This window comes from Macrococcus epidermidis (assembly GCF_003259695.1).
GTDB classification, from domain to species: Bacteria; Bacillota; Bacilli; order Staphylococcales; family Staphylococcaceae; genus Macrococcoides; species Macrococcoides epidermidis.
Genome location: NZ_PZJH01000001.1, coordinates 1,222,733 through 1,242,867, shown reverse-complemented (window position 1 = coordinate 1,242,867; position 20,135 = coordinate 1,222,733). Strand labels below are relative to the sequence as shown.

The following is a 20,135-nucleotide window of genomic DNA, read 5'->3' as shown; positions in this document are numbered from 1 at the left end:
AACTCTTTTCATAATAAAAACACTCCTATCAAATTCATTTTAATATGAATTCAACAAGAGTGCTTTTTTATTTTGTCTCACTAAATGGGGTCAGTTCGAATTTGTTGTTAGTCCTTTTTTTACTATTTATCTTCGGTACTTCTTAATGTTAATTCAACTTCTTTTTCATTACCGTCACGGATAATTGTAAACTTTACTTTATCTCCAGCTTTTTTGTTCTTGTATATATAGTTGCGAACGTCACCATCAGTTTTAACATCCTGTCCTTCAATTTGAGTAATGACATCGCCTTCTTTAAATACTTTTCCGGCTTTTTCATCAGTGCTTGCAACAAGTGCTCCCGTGTTAGCCGATACTTTCATTTCCTCTAGATAATTAGCAGGAACATTTTCAATACTGACCAATGCAAGACCCATGAATGGGCGAACCACTTTACCATCTTTTACAAGTTGATCTATGATGACTTTCGTATCGTTTGAAGGAATTGCAAACCCTAATCCTTCGACAGTGTCTGCTGAAATCTTCAAGGTATTAATACCAATTAACTGCCCTTGATTATTAATTAACGCTCCACCTGAGTTACCAGGATTGATTGCTGCATCAGTCTGAATTGCTTTTACTGACGATTCTCCAGCAGAAGTATCGACTTTCATCGTTCTTTCTTTCGCACTAATAATACCTTCAGTAACACTACCTGATAATTCAACACCTAAGGGATTTCCGATTGCATAAACAGTGTCGCCAATACGAATTTTAGAAGAATCTGCAAACGGAATCGGCTTAATATTATATTGACCAGAGATTTTCAATACCGCAATATCAGTTAAAGCATCAGTGCCTATTAAAGTACCATCTACTGTTTCACCTGTAGATAAACGTACCTTTAAATCTTTCGCACCTTCTACAACGTGGTTATTGGTCACGATATATGCTTCATTATCAGTCGTCTGATAGATAACACCTGATCCAGTACCTGCAGGTGTCTCTTCACTACTACCACTATCTCCACGTAAAATATCGAAGATGCTGCTATTTGCCTGCTGCATATTGATGACACCAACAACTGCAGGTGAAACTTGTTCTAACATATCAGCAAGTTCTGTATTATTACCGGCAGTTTTCTGGTCCACCTGGATCGGTGTAGCATTTGGATTAGAAGTTGTTCCTGGAGATACTATATCAGGAAGGTGGGTTGCACCAAGAGTCAGACCTGAACCGAGGACTGCAGCTAATAATAATTTAAAAAAGCCAGGTCCATTATGCTTTCTATGTGTACGTGCCTCATCATTACGAACATATTGTACGGATTCATTAGCATCATATGATTCATTATTATGTATTATTCTTTCTTCATTATCATGTTGATTATATCTGTCCATTAAATTTCCCCCTAAATTAATTGAGATAATAAAATAAGATACCACTTCTATCTGAAAAATTCATATATTAAGCCTTAAGTTCACGAAATCGACAAATCAGCTATGTATATTCATATGCATTTAATTTATGCTAAAATAAAATAGAGCTAAATTATGAAGTATATTTAAAAACAATCGAAAACAATTATATAATTCAAAGAATAAAAACAAAGAATAAAAACAAAGAATAAAAAAAAGAATAAAAAATGTTATATCAAACAACAAGGAGCTCATAACATGTACAAATTTTTGGCAACCCTTATTTACCTTGTAACAAATATTCTATTACGTAAAGTTAAAGTAATAGGTAAAGAAAATATCCCTAAAAATGAAGCGTTTATCGTTACATGTAATCATAGAAGTATGGTTGAAATTATTATACTTGCAATGGCATTATACCCAAGAGAAGTGCACTATATGGCGAAACAGGAATTATTTAAAGGAAAATTACTTGATAAGTTCTTTAGATCTGTAAATGCATTCCCAGTAAACAGAGCGAATCCGGGGCCATCTACAATAAAGACGCCAGTAAAGTTAATAAAAGAGCATAAGATTGTTGGGATATTTCCAAGTGGACAACGCGCAGATAATGCACCGATGAAAAAAGGAGCAGCTACTATTTCTGTAATGAGTAAATCTAAACTATTACCAGCAGCATACGAAGGACCGATAAAGTTTAAGGATGTAATATTTGGAAAAGAAAAATGTTATATTATGTTTGGCGAACCGATAGATAGTCAAAGCTTTACTGCGCAATATAAGAAGAATGAAGCAATTGAAGAGATTACACAAACATTAGAAAGTAAAACAAATACATTAATAGCAACATTAAAACACGAAGCGTAATTATCACGCTTCGTGTTTTAATGTTTTGTAGAGATATGTCTCTTTGTCCTCTGGGTAAATAAATTCAAGTTTAATGATTTGAGGTTGGTTTGTTTTACTAGCGATAGCCTGTGTTTTTTCTTTGATTTTACTAATATATGATACTTTCTCAACTTCATTTTGAATTAATTTATATTCTGTTTGTTCATCAGATGAGTAAGGATAAGACGTCTTTAGTACGATGATACTCATAAGTCTTCACCCACTTCCAAATTTTTATATTTAAGTTATAATACTATTTCCCGTATACTGCCGCTTTAAACGCATAATGGATAATAAATTTTATTTCAATTTAAAATGAAAATATCGCAATAATCATTTTATATAGATAATCCAAAAAAAATTATTAAAAGCACAAAAAATATTCCAAAAAATCACCCAAAAATAGTATGTAAAATTATTATAAAAATAAAAAACAATATATTAAATATTCAGAATATATAGTATAATTTATTAAAAGTAACATGGGGGTGCATCATGACAATACATAGGATGAAAAAAGAAGATTCTGTAATAGAATTTATTGAAACGATAGAAGATGAAAAACGTAGAAAAGACTGTATTAAATTATTGGAAATATTTGAAGAAAGCTCTGGATTTATCGGAAAGATGTGGGGACCTAATATTATAGGATTTGGAAAGTATCATTATAAGTTAAACGATCAAATAGAAGGAGATGCACCGCTCATTGCATTTGGTCTGAAGAAAAGTAAAATCAGTTTGTACTTTGCTCAGGATAATATTAATCGTGATCGTTATTTAAAAGAGTTGGGGAAACATACACTAGGGAAGACGTGTGTGTATATAAGTGATATAGAACAAATAGATGTTAAAGTATTAAAACATCTTATCGTGGATTCAATGAAATATCTTCAAAATCAGTATGATAATACATAAAAAATAATGAATCAAGTTATGCACTTGTTTCATTATTTTTAATTTCTGTAGGAAAGAGACTGCGCTCTAAATTTTTAAGCTTTGTATAAGTATCATCATCTAAAGATTCGATTTTCTGTTCATCTGTAAACAGTGATTCAATTAATTCAATATCAATATCTGTAGCAGTTGATATTTGATATGCAGTTAATCTACCTTTAAATAGAAATGGAAGACCTTTCATTCAATCACCCTTAAATTAGTTATTAGTTTATTATAGCGAATAAACCATATAATTAAAAGTCTTTTTTTCAATATATATTATTATTGCATATATATTTGAGGGTGTACAATAAATGTATATATGATTAATAAAATATATATTGTATTTGCCCTGTTTAAATAATAAAATAAGGTGCAATGAAAAATTTTATTTCATAGGAGGTAAGAAGATGTATTCTTTCTTACAAAGATTAGGTAGAAGTTTGATGTTACCTGTAGCTGTATTACCAGCAGCGGCATTGCTAATGGGGATTGGTTATTGGATAGATCCTGTAAAATGGGGTGCAGATAATCAAATCGCAGCATTCTTAATTAAATCTGGTGCAGCTATTTTAGATAATTTAGCAATTTTATTTGCTATAGGTGTTGCTCTTGGTATGTCTAAATCAAGAGATGGAGCTGTAGCATTAGCAGCAGTAGTAGGATTTTTAGTAGTAAATACTGTCCTTGAACCTGCATCAGTCTCGAATATTTTACATGTAGATCCAAAAGAAGTGCCACCTGGCTTTGACAGAATTAATAATGTTTTTGTTGGTATATTAATCGGTTTAATATCAGCATGGACTTTTAATAAATTCCATAAAACTGAATTACCAGCAGCCTTTGCATTTTTCAGCGGTAGACGTTTGGTTCCTATATTAGTATCTGTATTTGCAATGGTTTTATCGGTTATATTACTTTTTGCTTGGCCAACTTTATATGGTATATTGATTGGATTTGGGAAATGGATGACTGGTCTCGGTGCTGTAGGAGCAGGGCTATATGGATTCTTTAATCGCTTATTAATCCCTACAGGACTCCATCATGCATTAAATTTAGTTTTTTGGACAGATGTAGCAGGAATTAATGACATTCCAAAATTCAAGTCGAAAGATGCAATTAAAGGTGTTACAGGTATGTATCAAGCAGGATTCTTCCCAGTAATGATGTTTGGGGTTCCTGGTGCAGCATTAGCGATGTATCATTCAGCAAAAACTGAACGTAAAAAGGCTGTATCTGGTATCTTTTTAGCAGGTGCTGTAGCAGCATTTTTAACTGGTGTTACTGAACCAGTTGAATTTGTATTTATGTTTATTGCACCAGCATTATTCGTAGTACACGCAATTTTAACTGGTTTATCCATGTTTATTGCAGCAAGTATGCATTGGACAGCTGGATTTGGTTTCAGCGCAGGATTTATAGATTATATTCTTTCATTAAAAAACCCTAATGCCAATCAACCTTTAATGTTATTAGTACTAGGTATAATTTACTTTGTATTGTATTACATTATCTTTAGAGCGGTAATTAAATGGTTAGATATTAAAACCCCTGGTCGTGAATCGGATGAAGAAATTGCAAAGATGGTTGCCGAACAAAAACGAAATGATGCTTTTGAAAACAATGGTACTTCAACTGAACCAGTTAACAAATATCAATCTGGTAAGTACGACACGCTTGCGCAATCTGTTATTTCAGGTGTAGGTGGTAAAGAGAATATTGAAAGTGTTACAAACTGTGCGACACGCTTACGTTTTGAATTAAAAGATAATTCAATTGTGGATGAGCATTTAATCAAACGTGCTGGTGCTGCTGGTGTAATGAAGGTTGGGCGTAAGAATGCTCAAGTTATCATCGGGACACATGTTCAACAAGTAGCAGATGTCGTAGATGAATATTTAAAGTAAAGAAATGATGAATTGAAAAGCAGCCTTTTGGCTGTTTTTTTATTTTTGAATTATTTCTCTTTCTTCACTTTGTTAATTCTTTAATGTGATAACACAATACCATAATACAATTTTTGGATATTTCATTGTTTTGTAATCGTTTTCATTCTATAATAATATTGTCTGAAAAATTAGAAAAATTAAAAAGGGGAATGGAAATGACTTTATTATTAACAGGTGAAAATTTAACAATCGATGCTATTAGAAAATTCTTAAACGACAAAGATGTTGTGGCTATTTCTGATGATGCATTAAGCAGAGTGAGAAGAAGTAGAAAAACTGTAGAAAAAATCATAGAAAATAAAGAGACAATCTATGGTATCACAACTGGATTTGGATTATTTTGTGATGTGTTAATTGATCAAGATAAATGCAATGATTTACAAATACATCTTATTCGTTCACATGCTTGTGGGGTGGGGCAACCGTTTCATTCAAACGTATCACTTGTTATGATGATATTACGTCTTAATACGATGTTAAAAGGGCACTCAGGGGTAACAGAAGCATTGGTCGATCAATTGGTATTCTTTATCAACGAACGAATTATTCCGGTTATTCCTGGGCAAGGTTCATTAGGAGCATCTGGAGATTTAGCGCCATTATCACACTTGGCATTGGCTTTAATCGGAGAAGGTGATGTTGAGTATCAAGGCAAAGTTGAAAATAGTAAAGATGTGCTTGAACGTTTAGGAAGAAACCATTTAATACTACAGGAAAAAGAGGGACTTGCATTAATTAATGGTACACAGGCAATGACTGCTCAAGGTGTCATCAATTACATTGAAGCTATCGATATTGCATATCAGGCTGAATGGATCGCCTCACTTACACACCAATCATTAAATGGAATAACAGATGCATATAACGAAAATATTCATATTGTGCGTAATAATGATGCTCAAGTAGGTGTTGCTAAACGTATGCTGGATTGGCTTGAGGGTTCTCAATTAACAACGAGACAAGGTGAAGTTCGTGTTCAAGATGCTTATTCACTGAGATGTATCCCTCAAATTCACGGTGCAAGTTTCCAGGTATTCGAGTATGTTAAAGAAAAATTAGAAGCAGAAATGAACGCAGCTAATGATAATCCTCTTATTTTTGATCAGGGTGAAGAAACATTAGTCATTTCAGGAGGGAATTTCCACGGTCAACCAGTCGCTTTTGCATTAGACTTTTTGAAGATAGGGTTAAGTGAATTAGCGAATGTATCGGAGCGTAGAATCGAACGTCTAGTCAATCCACAGTTAAATGGTGGACTACCAGCATTTTTATCACCGGAACCAGGTTTACAAAGTGGTGCTATGATTATGCAATATGCAGCAGCTAGTTTAGTGTCTGAAAATAAGACGCTTGCTCATCCAGCAAGTGTAGATTCTATTCCATCAAGTGCGAATCAGGAAGATCATGTGTCAATGGGAACAATTGCTTCTCGTCATGGGTATCAAATATTAGAGAATGTGAGAAATGTAATTGCAATTGAATGTATTATCGCATTGCAGGCAGCTGAAATCAAAGGTGCAGAAAAATTATCTGAGAAAACAAGAGCAAAATATGATGAATATCGTCAGATTGTTCCTAGTATTGTAGAAGACAGACCATTTCATAAAGATATTAAAACAGTGTCTGACTATTTAAGACAACAAGCTTACATTGAAAAATAATGGGAATAAAAAAACCACCACTGGTGGTTTTTATTTCTTCTTAAATGTTTCGTAATATCTACGGCCTTTCTCGTAATCCAGTCGGCCTTCCCAGCGTGCGATAACTAATGTTGATAATGAGTTACCAACAACGTTAACAACTGTACGCATCATATCTAATATACGGTCGATACCGATAATTAATGCTAAACCTTCTGGGTGAATGTTCATTGCAGTAAGTGTTGTAATTAATACTACAATTGATGTTCCTGGTACAGCAGCCATACCTTTAGATGTTAACATTAATGTTACTAATAATACTAACTGTTCTGTTACTGATAAATGTACGCCATACATTTGAGCAATAGTCAGTGCAGCGATTGATTGGTACAGTGCTGAACCATCTAAGTTAAATGTATACCCTGTAGGAACAACGAATGATACGATTTCTTTCGGTGCACCGAATTTCTCCATTTTCTCCATAATCTTCGGTAATACTGTTTCAGAACTTGAAGTAGAGAAAGCTAGGATTAATTCTTCTTTTAAGATAACAAGTAGATGGAAGATATTAATCTTACAAAGTGCTGCTACACCACCAAGTACTACGATGATGAAGAATACCATTGATCCAGCTACTACTAATGCTAATTTACCAAGTGGAATTAAAGCACCTAGTCCTAAGTTGATAATTGTAACTGCCATAAATGCAAATACACCAATTGGTGCGTATTTCATAATTTGATTTGTCATCCAGAAGATAACGTCTAAGAATCCATCGAAGAACGCTTTAACAGGTTCTCCTTTTTTACCGATTGCTGCTAACCCTAATCCAAAGAATACTGAGAAGAAGATTACCGGTAATAATTGACCTTGAGCCATTGAATCGATAATATTTGTTGGGATAATATTAACGATTGTATCTATCATGTGGTTACCATATGTTGATTGGGCAGCTGCTTCAGCATTTGTTGTATATTTCGTAACGTCCCCTTTAGGTAATAGGTTTTTGTCGATACCTGAACCTGGTTTAAACACGTTAGCAAATATAATACCTAAACCGATTGCTACTGTTGTAATAATTTCAAAGTATAATAACGTTTTCCAGCCATAACGACCAACAGTTTTCATATCTCCAGTTCCTGCAATCGAAATTACAAGTGAACAAAATACGATTGGTACTACGATCATTTTAATTAAATGTAAGAAAATATCACCTAGTGGTTGAAAGTAGTTAACATACTCAGTTTTTCCGTTAAGCATGGCTCCTACAACAACACCAAGAACTAATGCTAATAATATCTGCATAGGTAAGCTTATAAATTTTTTCTTTTTTGGTTTTTTTATCTCTGTTACTGAACTCATTTTTCCATCCCTCTTTTCTTCCGTACTTGATTATTTTATTGCTAAAGCTTAAAGATGTCAATTTAATTTTAAAGTAGTAGTCTGAAAATTCTGTAGTTATTATGTTATAATAATATTGTATTGATTTACACTATAGATATTAATATGTTTGAGTTTTTATGTTATTTATCGATTAATCTTTATTCAATATCAATTGAATTGTAAACGTTATCACACCATAGATTATCATATTGTCAAGGTGAAAATATTTTATTATTATAATGGAAATATAAAAAATGATATAAATATTTTTTGACATTATATTAATTTGTTAATATATTAAAATAACATTGGATTTATATGATTTATTAAATACACAGGAAAAGTCCACTAATACTAAAATATCAATAGGTATTAGTGGACTTTTAAAATTATATAGTAATGTCATCTAGTAGGATACTTTCAATCGTAACTGTTACATTACCTTTTAAAGCTTTTGTAATCATACAGTTATTTTCAGCTTTATCAATGATTCTCTTTAATTTAGGAATATTTACCTCCTGAACATCATCTTCAAGTGACTTGAGATAAACATTGTATGAAATACTTTCATATGTTTGAAGCCCTTTATCCACTGAAATTGAAGCAGTAGCGTCTACGTGATCAACTTCTATATGAAGATTATTCTTCTCAAAATATGAGCTTAAGGTGATAGTAAAGCAAGTTACTGCAGCTGACATTAACATTTCATCAGGATTTGTACCAATGTCTGGTCCATTCATTTCCTCTGGAATTGAGATTTGAGATTTTAAATGTTTATTTTCTATTGTACCGACACCATTATATCCGCCGGTAAATTTTGCAGTGCATTTAAATGTATGTTTAACCATATTTTTTATCTCCTTTTGAAGTTATTGATGTATCGTTTAAAATATTTACTTGAAATTAATATTTATAGCATTAAATGAAATGTTATTAAACATTGCTATAGCTTTAAACAAGATAATAATATCACTCAAATGTAGTTAAGCGAAAAATTTAGATTTTGTTTTTCGTTAAATTTTTTATGCGAATTTTGAAAGATACACAACTCTTTAACATTTTTAACGAAAACTCAATGATTATTAAAGGTGACTTAATATCCTCTTGTTATGATAGGTATATCCTAACGAAGGAGAGTGACAATGAAAAAGCCCTTTGGATTGTTTTTAGCAATAATCATTTTTATGCTATTCGTACCACAAGTGGTTCATTCAGTTTCACAACCAAGTAAAGATGTTATAACTGTAGCACATCGTGGCGCAAGTGGTTATGCTCCTGAGAACACGATGTCTGCCTATGAACTGGCACTCGAGATGAATGCAGATTGTATCGAAATTGATTTACAGTTAACACATGATGGTCATCTTGTTGCAATTCATGATAACACATTAGAGAGAACGACTACTGGTTCTGGCTTTGTATGGGATAAATCATTAGCGGAAATAAAGCAGTTAGATGCTGGTGTAAAGTTTGATCAAAAGTTTAAAGGTGAAAGAATACCGACATTTGATGAGATTTTACAGCGTTTTAAAAATGAGTCGATTGGTATTCTGATAGAGATAAAGACACCAGAATATTATCCTGGCATCGAGGATAAAATTAAACAATCACTTGTGCGTTTCAATCTGGATAAAGCATCTGATAGAATAGCGATACAATCGTTTAATCACCATGCTGTAAAAGTTTCAAAGTCTTTATTATCTGATATTAAACATGGCGTCTTAATCAGTGCTAAAAATCCTAGAGTTCATGATCGAGATTTACAATGGTTCAAGTCTTTTGCTGATTTTTATAATCCTTCTATTAAAATTGTCTCTCATGAACTTGTATCACGTGCACATCGTTATGGTTTACAGGTGAAACCTTATACTGTCCGAGATGCAACATTGATTGAACCGCTGTTAAAGCAGGGAGTAGATGCAATCATTACGGACTATCCTGATTATATGAAATCTTATGATCAGGAGATTGTTGTTCGAAATCAAACTGAAATTGAAAGTAATAATAATGTTTCTGTATATTAAAAAAACACCAATCGAAAGATTGGTGTTTTTGATTGAACAAAATATTAACGAGAGTAGTACTCAACGATTAATTGTTCGTTAATTTCAGCAGATAATTCGCTACGTTCTGGAACGCGTACGAAAGTACCTTCTAATTTTTCTGCATCGAAAGTTAAGTATTCAGGAACATGGTTAGATAATTCAACTGACTCAACGATGATGTTTAATTTTTGTGATTTTTCACGAACTGAAATCACTTGACCAGGTTTTAATTGGTATGATGGGATATCTACGCGAGCGCCATCTACCATGATGTGACCGTGGTTAACTAATTGACGTGCTTGACGACGTGTACGTGCTAAACCTAATTGGTATACTACTGCATCTAAACGAGATGCTAAAAGTGCCATGAAGTTAGCACCGTGAATACCTTTCATTTTACCAGCACGGTCAAAGATTGTGCGGAATTGACGTTCGTTGATTCCATACATGTAACGTAATTTTTGTTTTTCTTGTAATTGTAAACCATACTCAGATAATTTTTTACGTTGGTTAGGACCGTGTTGTCCTGGTGCGTAAGGGCGTCTTTCTAATTCTTTACCAGTGCCGCTTAAAGAAATTCCTAAACGACGAGATTTTTTCCAAGTTGAACCTGTAAAACGAGCCATAATGTGACTCCTCCTCTTATTTTGTTTTTTATGTAAAAAACAAAAATATGATAAATGCTTAAGTCGATATGGTGTCATTCCGTGTCTTCGCCTTATAGCTTCAGTTACACAACACGCCAACATAGGGGACACTATAGAGCGCCTTAATATTTATCTGCTATCTTCGTTTATTCACATAGATGTTATTATAACATGTTGATATGTATTGTCAATAACGAATTAAACTAATTTTGATACGTGTTTCTCAAGTATTGATACGAAATTTTCTAAGCCTTCCTGATCTTCAGCAGTAAAGCGATTTTTAATTGGCGCATCGATATCCAGCACGCCAAAGACACTATCGTTGATGATGATCGGTACAACGATTTCAGATTGACTTGCCGCATCACATGCGATATGACCAGGAAATGCATGGACATCTTCGATACGCATCGTTTTTTGTTCGCTCACTGCAGTACCACAAACACCTTTTCCGACAGGGATTGTTACACATGCTGGTTTACCCTGGAATGGTCCAAGTTGTAATTGACCATTTTTCATCGTGTAGAATCCAACCCAGTTTACGTCAGTAAGAAATTCATTGAGCAGTGCACTCGCATTTGCCAGATGACTCACAATATCATCTTCTCCTTCAAGCAAAGCATCAAGCATTTGATTGAGCGTTTTATAATTATTGATATGACTAATTTCAAACATACTATCACTCCATTTTTAAAATTCTTATTGTTAGTATTCATCAGTGTAACGAATTTGAGAACTTTTCACAATTAATTGTTTTTGTAATACCTATTTTACGTTATAATAGGTAAGAGTACTTTGGAAGGAATGAAAATTGATGATATATGCCATAGTTGGAATAATCGTATTAATACTAATTGTTATTGGTATTTTGTTTTATTTAAGAAATCAAAAAAGAGCAAGTGTTGAGCGTGTTGAAGCAAGAAAAAATGAAATCAAAAATTTACCGTTCCAGGATGAACTCGTAAAAGTGAAAGTTTTAAATTTATCAGGTCAGGCAAATAACCGTTTTGATAAATGGAAAAAAGAATGGCAGACTGTTTTAAATGAAGATATTAAAGCTTGTGAGTTAACTATAAATGATGCGGATGAAGCGCTTGATAAATTTAAGTTTAAAGAAAGTGAAGAGAAGGTTGCAGAAAGCCATCATTTACTGGATCAGATTGAAAAGAAATATCAGCATTTTACTGAAGAGATTAATAATTATCTATCTTCAACAAAAGAAGATGATAGAAAGTATGATGACTGTAAGATTATTTATAGAGAAGCTAAACGTGATGTGTTAGCGAACCGTCATCAATTTGGAGAAGCTGCTGATCCGCTGGAAGCTCAAATTGAAACGTATGCACCAAAAATTGAAGTATATGAAGGTTTAGTTGCAGCGGGAAATTATGATGATGCACATGAACATATTACTGCGCTACATAATGAAATGACACGTTTAAAAGAAGATATGGAAGATATCCCATTACTTATTCGTGATGTCCAAAAAGAATTGCCGGGACAGTTTCAGGATATTCGTTTCGGATGTCGTGATCTGAAGATTGAAGGTTACAATTTAGAGCATGTTAAAGTGGATAGTAATCTACAAACATTAAAAGGTAAGCTTAATTTAGTAGAACCATTAATCGCAAGACTACAATTAAATGAAGCAGAAACGATTATTAATGAAATCAATGACTCACTTGATGAAATGTTAGAGTTAATCGAATATGAAGTGAAGGCTAAGAATAACGTAGAGACAACGAAAGAAAGCATTACCGATCAGTTATTCCATGCAAAAGATATGAATTATACTTTACGCACTGAAATTGAATACGTAAAAGAAAGCTATTATATCAATGAAGAAGATATTCAAAAAGTTCGTCAGTATGATAATGAGATTCAAAGTTTAATTACAGTTTATGATGAAATCTTAACTGAAACAGCTAAATCGAGTATTCGCTATACTGAAGTTGAAGATAATCTGAAATATATTGATGATCATGTGAAAGTTATCAACGATAACCAGGATAAGATTCAGCAGCATTTAACAAATTTACGAGAAGATGAGCAGGAAGCGCAAAAGAACATATTAAAGATTCAGGCTAAGAAAGAAGAGATTTATCGCCGATTACTTGCATCGAACTTATCAAGCGTACCTGAACGTTTTATTATCATGAAGAATGAAATTGATATTGAAACACGTGAAGTGCACCAACTATTCAATAAACGTCCGATGAATGTGACACAAGTCCGTGATAAAGTAAATAAAGTATTAATTACGATGAATACATTTGAAGCCGAAGCGGTTGACGTCTTAGAAAATGCGAAGTATGCTGAGAAATTGATACAGTATGGTAATCGATACAGAAAAGAAAGACCAGATGTAAACAAAGATTTAAACGAAGCAGAGCGATTATTTAGTAACAACCGATATAAGCGTGCGGTAGAGATTGCAGAAGCTGCGATTGAGCGTGTTGAACCTGGTGTTACGGAAAAGATTGAAGCAAGTGTATTAAATCAAAGACAATAATAAAGCATTAAAAGACTTGAATTCGTTCAAGTCTTTTATTCATTGAGGTGAATTTATGAATTATTTAGATAATTGTGCAACAACAAAACCAGATCCGGAAGTATTAAATACTTTCAATACAGTCAATACGAAATATTTCTATAACCCAAGCAGTCCTCACGGCAAAGGTATAGAAGCGAGTAAATTACTCGAATCCGCTCGAGATCAGATTAAATCATTATTAGGATTAACCCATCAATCAGTTATTTTTACGAGTGGTGCAACAGAATCAAATAATCTAGTGATAACTGGTATGGCACGCAGTAAGAAACAGTTTGGAAAGACAATCATCACTTCTAAACTTGAACATCCATCAGTGTTAGAAACAGTAAGAGCACTGGAAGAAGAAGGTTTCAATATTAAATATGTTCAGTTTAATGATGATGCCACGCTTGATTTAGTCCATTTTAAATCGATACTTGATCAGGATGTCATTATGGTTTGTTTAATGCATGTTAATAACGTGATGGGTGCAATTTTACCGATAAAAGAGATACATGATATTATTCAGGAATATCCAAAGATTCATTTTCATGTAGACTGTGTTCAGTCCTTTGGTAAACTGCCAATCGATGCTGAACTGATGGATAGTTTTGTATTAAGTGGTCATAAATTTAATGGCCTAAAAGGTCAAGGGATATTGGTGTTTGATCAACTCGTAACAATTACTCATACATTGTTCGGCGGTGGTCAGGAATATGGTTTTAGAAGCGGCACAGTAAATGTTGCAAGTGACGTATCTTTGGCAAAAGCGATGCGTATCGCTTTAAATGAACAAGATGATAATTTTGAACGTATGAAAGCATTTAAAAATACTCTAGAATCTAAAGTGAGTCAGTATCCTGGCATTCGTGTAAATTCAGTAAAAGACGGTGCACCGCATGTGGTTAATATTTCATTTGTCGGAGTAAAAGGTGAAGTTATCGTCAATAGTTTTTCGAAACATGGTATTATGATATCTACAACGAGTGCCTGTTCATCAAAGCGAGCAAAGTTAAATGAAACATTAACTGCACTCCATGTACCAGAAGATGCGATTACTGGAAGTGTACGTATTTCTTTTGATAAATATACGACTCAGGCACACATTGAAGCATTTTTGAAAGCATTTGAATTGATCTATGAAGAGATGAAGGAGCTATTAAAACGATGAAATTTGATCATATTTTAGTAAGATATGGTGAACTGACATTAAAATCAGGTAACCGTAACACATTTGTTAACCAGTTAAAAAGTAATATAAAATATGCTTTAATCCCTTTAGAAGGATATAAAGTATTAGCGAATAGAGATAGAATGTATGTTGAAGTAACAGAAGATGCGGACGTTGAAGAGATTATGCGTCGTATTTCTAAAGTATTTGGTGTGCACTCAGTAAGTCCTGTCGTTAAAGTAGAAAAAGATATCGAAGCAATTAAAGAAGCGGCTCTTGTATTAGCTAAAGATATTGATGAACCAGGCAAAACATTTAAAGTGGATGCGAAACGTTCTGACAAAGGGTTTCCGTACGAAACGTTTGATTTACAACAAATTCTAGGTGGAGAGATATTAAAGCACATCGAACATTTAACTGTAAAAGTGAAAGATCCAGATTACAAGCTATTAGTAGAAATTCGTCGTGATGCAGCATACCTTTACTCACGCGTTATTAAAGGCGCAGGTGGATTGCCGGTTGGTACAGGTGGAAAGACATTGTTAATGTTATCTGGTGGTATTGATTCTCCGGTTGCAGGAATTGAAGTGATGCGTCGCGGCGTTACAATTGAAGCAATACATTTTCATTCTCCACCATTTACGAGTGAAGAAGCGAAGCAAAAGGTTATAGATTTAACTCAGATTATGGCGGAAACTGCCGGTGAAATTAAACTTCATCTCGTACCGTTTACTGATATTCAGAAGATGATTCATAAGACAGTGCCTGAGAATTTAACGATGACCTCAACGCGCCGTATGATGATGCGTATCGCTGATCAATTTGCCCGTCAAATTGATGCGAAAGCACTTGTCAACGGAGAAAATTTAGGACAGGTAGCTTCTCAAACATTAGGCAGTATGTATGCCATTAACGCGGTTACAAACCTACCGATTCTACGCCCTTTATTAACGTATGATAAAGAAGAAATCGTAATTAAAGCGAAAGAAATTGGTACGTATGAAACGTCTATCTTACCATTTGAAGATTGCTGTACAATATTTACACCGAAAAATCCTAAGACTAATCCTAGACTAGACAAAGTTGAAAGCTTTGAAAGTAAAGTTGATTTTGATGCAATGATCAAAACTGCGATTGAAGGTATAGAGACAATCACACTTTCAAAAAATAATCAAAAAACAGAAAATGACTTCTCTGACCTTTTATAAGGAGGTAGTTTGATGTTAGATAAAAATGTTGTAATTGCTCATCGTGGAGCGAGTGCCTATGCACCTGAGCATAGTTATGCATCCTATGATTTAAGTCACTTTGATATGCACGCAGACTATATTGAGCTGGATGTACAGATGACCCTGGACGGAGAAATTATCGTGATGCATGATGAAACGATTGAACGGACAGGACTCATGCAAGGAACAATCAAAGAAATGACACTTGAAGAGATTAAGCGTATACACATTGGCCAATGGTTTAATGACAAATTTCCTGAACTTGCACATGATTATTATGCCGAACAGACTGTCCCGACATTACGAGAAGTGTTTATGCGTTATGGACTAGCGAACTATTATATAGAAACAAAAGCGCCAGATATTTATCCAGGTATGGAAGAACAATTGACGATGATTCTAGAAGATTTTAATTTGTTAACGGAAGAGCGAATGGCGAATTACCAAACTGTCATTCAGTCGTTTAGTCTGGAAAGTTTGATAAAGATGAATCAGTTAAAGCAAGGCATCCCATTACTCTTGTTATGTAAGAAAGGCATGCTGCGTGATATGAGTGATGATGATCTCAAGAAGATTCATCAGTTTGTTTATGCGGTTGGTCCTAACTATAAAGATTTAGATCAAGCGTTAATTGAACGTATGCACAAAATCGGCTTTCTTGTCTTCCCATACACTTTAAATGATGAAGTGGATATGGAGCGACTTATCAATGAAGGCATTGACGGTGCATTTACGAATTATCCGGACTTACTTAGAAAGCAGTTCCGACTGGATAATGGAGAAGTGTTTGAAAGTTAATGTGAAAAAGCTAGCGACTTTATTTGTCGCTAGCTTTTTTGATACTTAATTAAAGAATGCTTCTCGCTTGAGTTCTATCCATTCATCAGCTTCGGGGTTCTGTTCAACAAGCTGATTTACAAGTATGTCATGCCAGATAAAGTTCTGCATTAAATAAATTTGTTGTGGATCAATTGAGTAATAAGCTTGTGACTGAATATTTAGATCACTCCCATAAATCATCTCGCCTTGATCATTGATGATAATAAACCATTGTTTATCTTCGATTGTATCTGTATAACTTGTGTGTCTATGGACAAAAAGTTGGTTGTTTTTGTGGTTAAAAGTGTGATTATCACTGAAGATATTACCTTTTATAGTGATTTTGTTTTATAGTTACTATTATAGTAGTAACTAAAGGAGCGTTCAACATGGATATTCAAATATTACTCATTTTAATTATTTTCGGATTTTTAGCTGCATTTATCGATTCCGTGGTAGGTGGCGGGGGACTGATTAGTATTCCTGCATTACTCGCCACAGGTATGCCGCCATCTATGGCATTAGGAACTAATAAACTCGCATCATCATTTGGATCTTTTACGTCTGCGCTTTCATTTATCCGTTCCCGTAAAGTGAATTTTAATATCGTTGCAAAACTGTTTCCGTTATCATTTATTTTATCTATTATTGGTGCATATGTTGCAACAAAGCTGCCGCCAGAATATTTAAAGCCACTTGCAATCATTATGTTATCACTCGTATTAATTTACACGTTATTTAAAAAAGATTGGGGCGATATTTCAACGTATCAGAAACTTACAAAGAAAAAACTGATATTATTTATTATCATCATTGGTTTAATTGGATTTTATGATGGTTTTTTAGGCGGGGGAACTGGTAGTTTCCTGCTGTTTGTCTTTTTGATTATCGGATTTGACTTTTTAAGTGCTGCAGGAAACGCGAAGGTCTTAAACTTTGCGAGTAACTTAGGTGCGTTATTATTATTTATTGTATTAGGGCAAGTCAATTTTACATATGGACTAAGCATGGGCGCTGCGATGATTGCTGGTAGTTATGTTGGTAGCCAGTTTGCCATTAGAAAAGGTGTATCATATGTTAAAGTACTATTTGTATGTGTGACTGTATTATTAATCGGTAAAAATATATTTGATTATATTAAGGAATACCTATAGGTGACTATTAGGTATTCTTTTTTGTAAAGAATCTTAAAATTACCTTAAAAGCGAATGGATATTCTTCTCTGCTATTAATAATCTGTTATGATTAAGTAGAATAAAAATATTGGAGGATGAATTGATGAGTAAAAGAGTGATTGCAATGATTATTGCGGCAGTTTTATTTATTTTGGGAACATCTGTAAGTTTCTTTACAAGTGCTGTAACAACGAATTTTTCGAAATCATTTGAAGAAGCTACAAGTATGAAAAGTGATGAACTAAGTACTACAGTACTTGAAGGTACAGATGGATCTAACCAAATTGCACGTGTTGAAGTAGACGGTGTAATCCAGGATACTGGGGTTCCAGGTTTGTTTGATGAAGCAGGATACAACCATACGAAGACATTACAGACATTAGAACAAATTAAAGACGATGACAATATTAAAGGTCTGATGCTTGTAGTGAACTCACCAGGTGGTGGCGTGTATGAAAGCGCTGAAATTCATGACGCAGTAGAAGCTATAAAAAAATCAGGTAAAAAAGTGTATGTTACGATGAAAAATATGGCTGCTTCTGGTGGATATTATATTTCTGCACCAGCTGACAAAATTTATGCTTCAAGTGAAACGATTACGGGTTCTCTTGGTGTAATTATGCAGTCTATGAATTATAAAGAATTAGCCGATAAATATGGTGTTAAATTTAATACGATTAAAAGTGGGCCACATAAAGATATTATGAGTCCGACAAAAGAGATGGATGAAGAAGAGCGCAAGATTTTACAGAGCTTTGTTGACGAAAGTTATAATGCATTCGTAAAAGTAATCAGTGATGGTCGAAATATTGATACTGCACAAGTGAAAAAAATAGCTGATGGCCGAATTTATTCTGGATTACAAGCTAAGAAACTAAATTTAATTGATGAAATCGGTATGGAAAAAGATGCATTAAAAGCAATGAAAGCAGATTTGAAAGCAAAGCATGCAGAAGTCATCGAATTTAATGCGGACGATTCATTTTTCGGTAAAGATTTCTTTGCAGCAAATACATTCGTTAAACAATTCATGGGACAAAGTGATGTTGATCGTGTTCAACAAATCCTGTCAAAACGTCAAGGTATAGAGCCGATGTATTTATATGGGGAGTAGGTGAGAAAAATGACAGAACATTTTAATGAAAGTAATACAGTCCGTCAATATTCTCCAGTCGATAGTGGTCAATATGTAAGCGAAAGAGCTAGCGGTACATATACGCATAAGCGTAAACTTGAAGATGAAATTTTAGCGTTGACCCATGCGGGATTCGGTATTCGTCTAATAGCATATCTTATTGATATCATCCTCATTTCAAGTATTAAAGGGATTATCATTGGACCGATCGTTGGACTAGGCGGATTACAGGATACTTATTTTGGCATACGATTATTCTCGGTAGAAAATATTTTAAGTGCGATCATTTATTTCAGCTATTTTGTATTGATGACTTACTGCTTTAGAGCGACTTTAGGTAAGATGATACTTGGACTAAAAGTGTTAAGTTTGAAAGAGGAAAAGCTTTCTATCGGTACAGTACTTACAAGAGAATTATTTGGTCGATATATTAGTAATTTCTTTTGGTCACTGCTTTATCTTGTTGTATTATTCAATCCGAAGAAACGTGGGATTCACGATTTACTGAGTGATACATTTGTTGTAAGAGAAGATAAGGAGCCAATCAGACAATTTATTTTAAATGAAGGCGTCCGTTAAAATAATGCTTTTAGTTTTATAATTTGTCCTGTTCATGGTAAATTATTAAGTGAATAACACTTAAGGAGGAAGACAAATGACTCAAGTAACTTTTAAAAATAACCCGGTAACATTATTAGGTGAGCAAGTAACTGTAGGTACAGCAGCGCCTGATTTTTCAGTATTAGATACAGATTTAAATCTTAAGACACTAGCTGACTTTGAAGGTAAGAAAAAATTAATCTCAGTTATCCCTTCAATTGATACTGGTGTATGTGAACAACAAACACGTAAATTCAACGAAGAAGCTAGTAGCATTGATAATGCAGTTGTAATCACTATCTCAGCTGACTTACCATTCGCTCAAAAGAAATGGTGTGCAGCGAACGGTTTAGATAACGTCGTTACATTAAGTGACCATAAAGATTTATCATTTGGTACAAACTACGGTGTAGTGATGGAAGAATTACGTTTATTAGCACGCTCTGTATTCGTATTAAACGATGCTAATGAAGTAGTTTACACTGAAATCGTTTCAGAAGGAACGAACCATCCGGATTATGATAAAGCAATCGAAGCTTTAAAATCAATCTAATTTACAATAATAATGTATAGATGCTGCCCCGAGTG

21 protein-coding genes are annotated in these 20,135 nt (G+C 33.8%); 13 read left to right on the top strand and 8 right to left on the bottom strand.

The features are described from left to right. Nucleotides 1-122: 122 nt before the first annotated feature. On the bottom strand, nt 123-1,379 hold the full coding sequence (locus BHU61_RS06500; RefSeq protein WP_111715486.1) for a S1C family serine protease: 1,257 nt from the start codon (nt 1,377-1,379) through the stop codon (nt 123-125). 276 nt (nt 1,380-1,655) lie between these two features. On the opposite strand from BHU61_RS06500, the gene BHU61_RS06495 reads away from it, so the two are divergent. Continuing rightward, entirely contained in the window at nt 1,656-2,264 is a 609-nt protein-coding gene (locus tag BHU61_RS06495; protein WP_111715484.1) for a lysophospholipid acyltransferase family protein, read from the top strand. Between the two features lie 3 nt (nt 2,265-2,267). Here BHU61_RS06495 and BHU61_RS06490 read toward each other — a convergent pair whose 3' ends face one another. Then, a complete protein-coding gene (locus tag BHU61_RS06490) occupies nt 2,268-2,495 on the bottom strand; it encodes a hypothetical protein (RefSeq protein WP_111715483.1) in 228 nt (75 codons plus the stop codon). A 285-nt stretch (nt 2,496-2,780) separates the two neighbouring features. On the opposite strand from BHU61_RS06490, the gene BHU61_RS06485 reads away from it, so the two are divergent. Continuing rightward, nucleotides 2,781-3,200 carry a DUF1801 domain-containing protein gene (locus BHU61_RS06485; RefSeq protein WP_111715481.1) on the top strand — a complete coding sequence of 140 codons (420 nt, stop codon included), beginning with the start codon at nt 2,781-2,783 and terminating at the stop codon, nt 3,198-3,200. Between the two features lie 16 nt (nt 3,201-3,216). On the opposite strand, the gene BHU61_RS06480 is transcribed toward BHU61_RS06485, so the two are convergent. After that, on the bottom strand, nt 3,217-3,423 hold the full coding sequence (locus BHU61_RS06480) for a hypothetical protein (protein WP_096076141.1): 207 nt from the start codon (nt 3,421-3,423) through the stop codon (nt 3,217-3,219). Between the two features lie 208 nt (nt 3,424-3,631). On the opposite strand from BHU61_RS06480, the gene nagE reads away from it, so the two are divergent. Both nagE and hutH read left to right on the top strand, forming a co-directional pair. After that, nucleotides 3,632-5,128: an N-acetylglucosamine-specific PTS transporter subunit IIBC gene (gene nagE / locus BHU61_RS06475; protein ID WP_111715479.1), complete on the top strand. Its 1,497-nt coding sequence runs from the start codon at nt 3,632-3,634 to the stop codon at nt 5,126-5,128. Between the two features lie 197 nt (nt 5,129-5,325). Further along, nucleotides 5,326-6,831, top strand: a complete 1,506-nt coding sequence (hutH, locus tag BHU61_RS06470) for a histidine ammonia-lyase (RefSeq protein ID WP_111715477.1) — start codon at nt 5,326-5,328, stop codon at nt 6,829-6,831. A gap of 30 nt (nt 6,832-6,861) precedes the next feature. Here the strand turns inward: hutH and BHU61_RS06465 are convergent, their stop codons facing one another. Then, on the bottom strand, nt 6,862-8,172 hold the full coding sequence (locus BHU61_RS06465) for a cation:dicarboxylate symporter family transporter (RefSeq protein WP_111715475.1): 1,311 nt from the start codon (nt 8,170-8,172) through the stop codon (nt 6,862-6,864). Between the two features lie 410 nt (nt 8,173-8,582). Next, on the bottom strand, nt 8,583-9,041 hold the full coding sequence (locus BHU61_RS06460; RefSeq protein WP_111715474.1) for an OsmC family protein: 459 nt from the start codon (nt 9,039-9,041) through the stop codon (nt 8,583-8,585). Nucleotides 9,042-9,335: 294 nt separating this feature from the next. Between BHU61_RS06460 and BHU61_RS06455 the strand changes: the two genes are divergently transcribed. Then, a complete protein-coding gene (locus BHU61_RS06455; RefSeq protein WP_111715472.1) occupies nt 9,336-10,217 on the top strand; it encodes a glycerophosphodiester phosphodiesterase in 882 nt (293 codons plus the stop codon). 44 nt (nt 10,218-10,261) lie between these two features. On the opposite strand, the gene rpsD is transcribed toward BHU61_RS06455, so the two are convergent. Together rpsD and BHU61_RS06445 are read right to left on the bottom strand one after the other, a co-directional pair. After that, nucleotides 10,262-10,864: a 30S ribosomal protein S4 gene (gene rpsD / locus BHU61_RS06450; RefSeq protein WP_096076146.1), complete on the bottom strand. Its 603-nt coding sequence runs from the start codon at nt 10,862-10,864 to the stop codon at nt 10,262-10,264. Nucleotides 10,865-11,083: 219 nt separating this feature from the next. Beyond that, nucleotides 11,084-11,560 (bottom strand): GAF domain-containing protein, encoded by a 477-nt coding sequence (locus BHU61_RS06445; RefSeq protein WP_111715471.1) that lies wholly within the window; start codon nt 11,558-11,560, stop codon nt 11,084-11,086. Between the two features lie 136 nt (nt 11,561-11,696). On the opposite strand from BHU61_RS06445, the gene ezrA reads away from it, so the two are divergent. Genes ezrA through BHU61_RS06425 form a run of 4 tightly spaced genes read left to right on the top strand, consistent with a single transcriptional unit; the run spans nt 11,697 to nt 16,616 of the window. Next, entirely contained in the window at nt 11,697-13,397 is a 1,701-nt protein-coding gene (gene ezrA / locus BHU61_RS06440) for a septation ring formation regulator EzrA (protein ID WP_170122472.1), read from the top strand. Between the two features lie 55 nt (nt 13,398-13,452). After that, nucleotides 13,453-14,589 (top strand): cysteine desulfurase family protein, encoded by a 1,137-nt coding sequence (locus BHU61_RS06435; RefSeq protein ID WP_111715467.1) that lies wholly within the window; start codon nt 13,453-13,455, stop codon nt 14,587-14,589. Beyond that, nucleotides 14,586-15,797, top strand: coding sequence for a tRNA uracil 4-sulfurtransferase ThiI (gene thiI / locus BHU61_RS06430; protein WP_111715465.1), 1,212 nt, complete (start codon nt 14,586-14,588; stop codon nt 15,795-15,797). The genes BHU61_RS06435 and thiI overlap by 4 nt, the downstream gene beginning before the upstream one ends. 12 nt (nt 15,798-15,809) lie before the next feature. Continuing rightward, a complete protein-coding gene (locus BHU61_RS06425; protein WP_111715464.1) occupies nt 15,810-16,616 on the top strand; it encodes a glycerophosphodiester phosphodiesterase in 807 nt (268 codons plus the stop codon). Nucleotides 16,617-16,661: 45 nt separating this feature from the next. Here BHU61_RS06425 and BHU61_RS13365 read toward each other — a convergent pair whose 3' ends face one another. Continuing rightward, the gene (locus tag BHU61_RS13365; RefSeq protein WP_170122471.1) at nt 16,662-16,838 is read right to left on the bottom strand and encodes a hypothetical protein; all 177 of its coding nucleotides are present in this window, start codon (nt 16,836-16,838) and stop codon (nt 16,662-16,664) included. Nucleotides 16,839-17,026: 188 nt separating this feature from the next. On the opposite strand from BHU61_RS13365, the gene BHU61_RS06420 reads away from it, so the two are divergent. The 4 genes from BHU61_RS06420 to tpx all read left to right on the top strand — a co-directional run bounded on the left by BHU61_RS06420 (nt 17,027) and on the right by tpx (nt 20,100). Beyond that, nucleotides 17,027-17,791 carry a sulfite exporter TauE/SafE family protein gene (locus tag BHU61_RS06420; protein ID WP_111715462.1) on the top strand — a complete coding sequence of 255 codons (765 nt, stop codon included), beginning with the start codon at nt 17,027-17,029 and terminating at the stop codon, nt 17,789-17,791. 124 nt (nt 17,792-17,915) lie between these two features. Beyond that, nucleotides 17,916-18,926 (top strand): signal peptide peptidase SppA, encoded by a 1,011-nt coding sequence (gene sppA, locus BHU61_RS06415; RefSeq protein WP_111715461.1) that lies wholly within the window; start codon nt 17,916-17,918, stop codon nt 18,924-18,926. A gap of 9 nt (nt 18,927-18,935) precedes the next feature. Further along, the gene (locus BHU61_RS06410; protein ID WP_111715459.1) at nt 18,936-19,526 is read left to right on the top strand and encodes an RDD family protein; all 591 of its coding nucleotides are present in this window, start codon (nt 18,936-18,938) and stop codon (nt 19,524-19,526) included. Nucleotides 19,527-19,602: 76 nt separating this feature from the next. Further along, a complete protein-coding gene (tpx, locus tag BHU61_RS06405; RefSeq protein WP_111715457.1) occupies nt 19,603-20,100 on the top strand; it encodes a thiol peroxidase in 498 nt (165 codons plus the stop codon). Nucleotides 20,101-20,135: the final 35 nt, after the last annotated feature.